The organism is Comamonas sp. GCA5, from assembly GCF_036541385.1.
In the GTDB taxonomy this organism is placed as follows: Bacteria; Pseudomonadota; Gammaproteobacteria; order Burkholderiales; family Burkholderiaceae_C; genus Comamonas; species Comamonas aquatica.
On the sequence record NZ_JAZHFR010000144.1, the window covers coordinates 1 to 4,205 of the forward strand.

A 4,205-nucleotide genomic window follows, 5' to 3' on the forward strand; every position below is an offset into this window, starting at 1 on the left:
CAGGCGCTTGGCCAGCTGCTCGGGCGTGGCGCTGCGCAGCGCGGGGGGCAGGCCGGGCCATGGCGATCTCGCCCAGGCTGCGTTGGTAATAGCGGGCGGCAAAGGCCACCAGGCGCAGCCAGCTGGCATCCAGCGGGGGCAGGGGCAGCACGGCGTCCAGGGCGCGCAGCTGCACGTGCGCCGGCACCGGCTCGGCGTCCTGGGGCGCCTCCCAGACCACCCCCAGCAGCGGGCGCGTGCCCAGGCGCACGCGCACCAGGGTGCCGGGGGGCAGGGGGCTGGGGTGGGTGTAGCTCAAAGGCCCGCCCACCGTGCTGTGCATGGGGGTGTGGACCGCCACATGCACTACATGCGGTGTAGGAGCCGGGTCAGACATGCGTGTCGGAGAAGGAAGTCCCGAAGCACGGGACGTTTCTGTGGATAACTTTGTGGGGATTGTTTACCACAGCTGGCGTCGCCCGAAAGGCATGCGCGGGAAAAAAATCGGGCATGACAAAGTTGTGACGAGCTTTTGTGTTTTAAAACAATGGCTTGCTACGATAAGGCGTGATTTTTTGCTATAGCCTTGGGGGCAAGCAAGGCCGGTGGCTGCATGCACCAAGTTGTGCATAAGTCGAAGGCCGTGCACATGTCAAGTGCGTGTAAATCTCAGGGGGATGCCCGCTGCTTGGGCGGAGTTGTTGTTTTTTGGCTGCAAACGGGCGCCCCTCCACGCCCCGGTCTGCCATGCAGTCTGTAAGCCAAAAACCTACAAACTGCATGTGAGTGGGTGCTCAGTGCTGTGGCGTGGCTGCGGCACTCTGGCGCAGCTGGCGCGAGTGGCTGTGCACGGCCTCGACCAGGGCGGCCACATGCTCCGGCGGGGTGAATTGGCTGATGCCATGCCCCAGGTTGAAGATGTGGGTGGGACCGTTCGTCGTGGTGTCGGTGTGCGGACGGCCAAAGCTGTCCAGCACGGCGCGCGCCTGGGCGGCGACCTGCTCGGGCGGGGCGAACAGCACGTTCGGGTCGATGTTGCCCTGCAGCGCCTTGCCGGGGCCACCGACTGCGCCGCCGACGATGGCGCGGGCCTTGCCCAGGTTGGCAGTCCAGTCCAGGCCCAGCACTTCGCAGTCGATGTCCTTCATGTCGGGCAGCCAGATGCCACCGCCCTTGGTGAAGACGATGCGCGGCACGTCCGTGCCGTCCACGCCGGTGCGCTGGAGCTGGGCCAGCACGCGCTTGGTGTAGGCCAGGCTGAATTCCTGGAATGCGCCGTCGGCCAGCACGCCGCCCCAGCTGTCGAAAATCATCACGGCCTGGGCGCCCGCGTCGATCTGGGCGTTCAGGTAGGCGGCCACGCTGTCGGCGTTGACGGCCAGGATGCGGTGCATCAGGTCGGGGCGCGCGTACATCAGGCTCTTGACCAGGCGGTAGTCGTCGCTGCCCTTGCCCTCGACCATGTAGCAGGCCAGGGTCCAGGGGCTGCCCGAGAAGCCGATCAGCGGCACGCGGCCGTTCAAGGCCTTGCGGATGCTGGTCACGGCGTCGAACACGTAGCGCAGCTTGTCCATGTCGGGCACGGCCAGTTCGGCCACGGCGGCCTCGTCGCGCACCACCTTGGCAAAGCGCGGGCCTTCACCTTCGGCGAACGACAGGCCCAGGCCCATGGCATCGGGCACGGTCAGGATGTCGCTGAACAGGATGGCCGCATCCAGCGGGAAGCGTTCCAGCGGCTGCAGCGTGACTTCGGTGGCGTAGTCCACGTTGGTGGCCAGGCCCATGAAGCTGCCGGCCTGGGCGCGCGTGGCCTTGTACTCGGGCAGGTAGCGCCCGGCCTGGCGCATCAGCCACAGCGGGGTGTAGTCGGTGGCCTGGCGACGGCAGGCGCGCAGGAAGGTGTCGTTCAGAAGGGGGGCAAAAGACATGGGCGCTCGCACGGAGAAAGGACCGCAGCCTGGGCACGGGACCCGGGCTGACAGACGGTTCTGGGGAGCGGGCAGTGTAGCGGATGCCTCCGGGCCGCCCTGTGCCCGCCGCGCAGTACTGGACGCAAGCTGCAGGTGTACTGACACAGCGCAAGACCTGGGGGAGTGCATCCGCCCGCTTCATGCACAATCGCCGGCTTTGTTACATCTTGCTGCCCACTGACCCGCCGTGACCCTGCCCGAGACCCTGCACATCCCCGCCTTCCAGAGCTTCACCCTGGCCATCCTGCTGTTCTTTGCCGGACAGAAGATCGCCACACACTGGGGCGTGGTGCGCCGCTACAGCGTGCCGGAGCCGGTGGTTGGCGGTTTTCTGTGCGCCTGCGTGGTGGGCCTGGCGTATGCGCTGCTGGGTACGCGCATCGAGTTCGACCTGAATGTGCGCGACACCCTGCTGCTGTACTTCTTCGCGGCCATCGGCCTGCGCTCGGATCTGCGCACCCTGAAGGAGGGCGGCAAGCCGCTGTTGATCCTGCTGGCGCTGGCCACGCTGTTCATCGTGCTGCAGAACCTGCTGGGCATGGGGGTGGCGCAGCTGTTCGGGCTGGATGCGCGCGCCGGGCTGATGACCGGCTCCATCTCCCTGACCGGTGGCGTGGGCACCACGCTGGCCTGGGGGCCGATCTTCGTCGAGCGCCTGGGGATCGCGAATGCGGTCGAGATGGGCATGGCCAGCAACATGGTGGGCATGATTGCGGCCTGCACCATCGGCGGCCCGATTGCCAGCTACCTGATGCGCCGCCACGCCGTGCACGGCAGCGGCGCGCGCCCGCTGGATGTGGGCGTGCCCAACCAGCAGCTCACCGTCACGCTGGACTACTACGGCGTGCTGCGCGCCTGGCTGTGGCTGAACATGGCGCTGATGCTGGGCGGCGTGATCACCCCGCTGTTCCACGAGGCCGGGCTGCAGCTGCCGATGTTCGTCGGCTGCCTGATCGGCGGCATCGTGCTGCGCAACACCCTGGGGCAGTGGATGCTGTCGCGCAAGCGCCGCAAGCTGGGCCAGTTCCACTGGCACAGCATGCGCCAGGGCCTGGCCATGATTTCGGACATCTGCCTGGGCATGTTCCTGACCATGGCGCTGATGGGCCTGCAGCTGTGGGCGCTGCAGGGTGTGATGGGCTTTGTGCTGACCGTGCTGGCGCTGCAGATCGGCATGACCGTGCTGTTCGCGCTGTGGCTGGTGTTCCGCTGCATGGGCCGCGACTACGAGGCGGCGGTGATCACCGCAGGCTTTGGCGGCATCGCCCTGGGCTCCACCGCGACGGCCGTGGCAAACATGACGGCCGTCACGCGCAGCCATGGCGCGGCGCACCGGGCCTTCATCATCGTGCCGCTGGTGTGCGGCTTCTTTGTCGACATCGTCAACGCGCTCATCATCCAGCTGCTGATCTGAGCGGGGGCGCAGGGCCTGTGCCGGCGCACGCCAGGGGGCAGGTCGTGGGGACCATCGCCGTGGTCCACGCGGCATCGGTGCGGTGGTCAGCCGCTGCGGCATGCCCTGCCTGGTGCTCCAGCAACCAGGGGGCTGGATGCGTCATCTGCCTGTCATCTGCCACTTGCACAATAGCGTTCGTGGGCTGATGAAGAATTTTGGGTGAAGGCTGGTTGATCCCCTTCACAAGCAACCGAACCTTGGTCCACGCCAACACCGAACCGCTGCCGCGCCCCTGGGGACCGGCAGCGGTTTTTTTATGGTCATCTGAAAAAAGAGCGCCTGGCGCGCGTCCATAGGCTGTTTCAGATGGTTTTTGATCTGAAATGCAGACCAGGCGAGCGCCAGCCGCTCTGGTTTTTACAACTGCGCCAGGGCCGCGTGCACTTCCTGGCGCGACAGCAGCTCGGTCAGCACCACCGGGGGCTGGCCGGGGGCCAGCAGCACGTAGACCGGCACGCCGTTGCGGCCCAGGGCGGCCAGGGCCTGGGTGATGGCCGGGTCGCGCCGCGTCCAGTCGGCGCGCAGCAGGGCCACGTTGCGGCGCGCGAAGTCGGCCAGCACCTCGGCATCGGCCAGGGTGGTGCGCTTGTTGACCTGGCAGGTCACGCACCAGGCGGCGGTGTAGTCCACGAACACGGGGCGGCCGGCGGCCAGCAGCGCCGCCTGGGCATCGGGCGACCAGGGCTGCCAGGTGTCATGCGCCGAGGTGGCCGTGGCCACCGGGGCGGGCTCCAGCAGGTTGCGCCCCAGGCTGTGGGCCAGCCACCCGGCCAGCGCCAGCACCAGCAGGGCCAGCACCG

At 67.5% G+C, this 4,205-nt stretch carries 3 protein-coding genes and 1 pseudogene; 1 reads left to right on the top strand and 3 read right to left on the bottom strand.

The annotated features are described in order from the left end of the window. Together SJH88_RS18560 and hemE are read right to left on the bottom strand one after the other, a co-directional pair. Positions 1–376: pseudogene (locus SJH88_RS18560) on the bottom strand (primosomal protein N' family DNA-binding protein); the annotation flags it as partial. A gap of 397 nt (positions 377–773) precedes the next feature. Next, entirely contained in the window at positions 774–1,907 is a 1,134-nt protein-coding gene (gene hemE / locus SJH88_RS18565; RefSeq protein WP_274755324.1) for a uroporphyrinogen decarboxylase, read from the bottom strand. 229 nt (positions 1,908–2,136) lie between these two features. On the opposite strand from hemE, the gene gltS reads away from it, so the two are divergent. Then, the gene (gene gltS, locus SJH88_RS18570) at positions 2,137–3,363 is read left to right on the top strand and encodes a sodium/glutamate symporter (RefSeq protein WP_274755325.1); all 1,227 of its coding nucleotides are present in this window, start codon (positions 2,137–2,139) and stop codon (positions 3,361–3,363) included. Between the two features lie 399 nt (positions 3,364–3,762). Here the strand turns inward: gltS and SJH88_RS18575 are convergent. Further along, positions 3,763–4,205, bottom strand: a 443-nt coding sequence (locus tag SJH88_RS18575; RefSeq protein ID WP_274755326.1) for a thioredoxin family protein, incomplete at its 5' end; no start/stop codon positions are given.

Bases quoted from the DNA above. Each gene is read 5' to 3' on its own strand.
- hemE (WP_274755324.1), bottom strand. From the start codon at position 1,907: ATGTCTTTTGCCCCCCTTCTGAACGACACCTTCCTGCGCGCCTGCCGT.